Here is a 1,756-nt window from a genome sequence, read left to right on the forward strand (position 1 = left end):
TGGGTATCCAAATTTTCTAGGGGGCTCGAATTTAGGGGGCAATCTGGGGGACAATAATGAGAAATGAATTTAGGGGTATATGAAATGTAATTATTTCATTCCTGATTCATTCTCTTTTTTTATGTCTGATATAACCGTTTATAATTATTTCGTTATGTTCATTGTCTTCAACCAGGAGGTATATAAATGAACAATAACGAAAATATTTCTATTTCAAAACTATTAGCTGTACTTGATATTCAAGATGATGACTCTTTTATTATTACTGATGTCGAATTGATTGATGAAAATAAATATATACACATCCAGAAGAAGTTGGAACCTATGTATTGTCCTAGATGTGGTTCAAGGATGCATTCTAAAGGTTTCTATACTCGTAAGCTTAATCATCCCGTTCTTCAGGATTCCACTAAATTTTATATGATTGTTAAACAACGTAAGTGGCATTGTGATGAGTGTAATCTTTATATGAATGATTCATTTCCTTTTTTGGATAGATATGCTCATTCTACAACTATCACTCCACTTCTTATTCTAAATGCGTTTAAACACCTGGATCAAAGTACTGCAGCCATTGCCGAAAGATTTAATATTTCTGATACTCTCGCTCACATTTTATTTGAAAGGTATGTGGATCTTCCTAGACTTCCTCTTCCAGAATATATGTCAATTGATGAAGTGTACTTGAACATCAGTAATTCTCAAAAGTATGCATTTGTCATCATGGATTTTTCAAATGGTGAGATTGTAGATATTGTACACAATCGCTGGAGTTCCACTCTAGAAGACTATTTTCTTCACATTCCATTAGAGGAGCGTCTTAAAGTAAAAGCTGTAATTTGTGATGCATACCAGACTTATTTGACCATGCCAGAAAAGTATTTTCCTAATTCCTGTACAGTATTGGACTCGTTTCACGCTGTAAAAACCATTATTTCTTACCTCAATGGGTACATCAATAAAGTCATGAAGAAATATCAGGATCGTGACAAAAAAGCTCTTGAAGAAAAAAATCACGACACCAATCGTGACAATAAGACTATTAAAAAATCTAAAGAGGTCATTCTGCTCCAAAACTATCGCTGGGTGATGCTTAAAAATCGAGATGAAATCAATTACTCATACAATCGACACTATCATAAAATGCTTGGCATGAATGTTGATACTTATACAATAGAAAAATTATTTCTTCAGCTAGACCCAAACTTCGAAGGCCTTCGTGACCTTAAGGAAGAATATATTCAATTCAATCACACAGAATACGATAACGAATTCGATGTTCTTCTTGATTTAAACGCATTGATTGATAAATATGACAAATCTGATCAGTCTATCTTTCGTGATTTTGCAGGTTTCTTAAGAAGGAATCTTAGACCTATAGTTAATTCCTTCACCCGTATAAAAGTGTATAGAAAAAGCGCACGTACAGAAAAAGAATATTACGCGCGCCTTTCCAATGGACCAATGGAATCCTTTAATCGAAAGCCAAAAGATTTAAAAAGAGATTCCAGAGGTTTCTCCGATTTCAATTATACACGCAATCGCATCCTATGGGCTACAAGGAAAAATCCAAGCATAAAAGGAGTTCCTAAATCTATGGATCAGATTCTTTCAAAAAAAGGAAAGAAACGTGGATCATACAAAAAGAAAAATCAAAAGTAATAAATAGAAAATTATAATAATGTTGAACAATGAACATAACAAAAAAGGATCTCAGTTTTATAACCATAACTGAAATCCTTTTAATCATTAAAAA

Annotated in this window: 1 protein-coding gene; it reads left to right on the forward strand. The window is 32.9% G+C overall.

The genetic code is table 11. The features are described 5' to 3' along the window. The first annotated feature begins 186 nt into the window (after positions 1 to 186). Complete coding sequence (locus NE544_RS11940) at positions 187 to 1,662, forward strand: transposase (protein WP_217293480.1); 1,476 nt, start codon at positions 187 to 189, stop codon at positions 1,660 to 1,662. The last annotated feature ends 94 nt before the right edge of the window (positions 1,663 to 1,756 follow it).

The organism is Holdemanella sp. MSK.7.32, from assembly GCF_024460475.1.
Taxonomy (GTDB): domain Bacteria; phylum Bacillota_I; class Bacilli_A; order Erysipelotrichales; family Erysipelotrichaceae; genus Holdemanella.

Coding starts and splice junctions, on each gene's coding strand:
- NE544_RS11940 (WP_217293480.1), top strand. CDS start 187: ATGAACAATAACGAAAATATTTCTATTTCAAAACTATTAGCTGTACTT.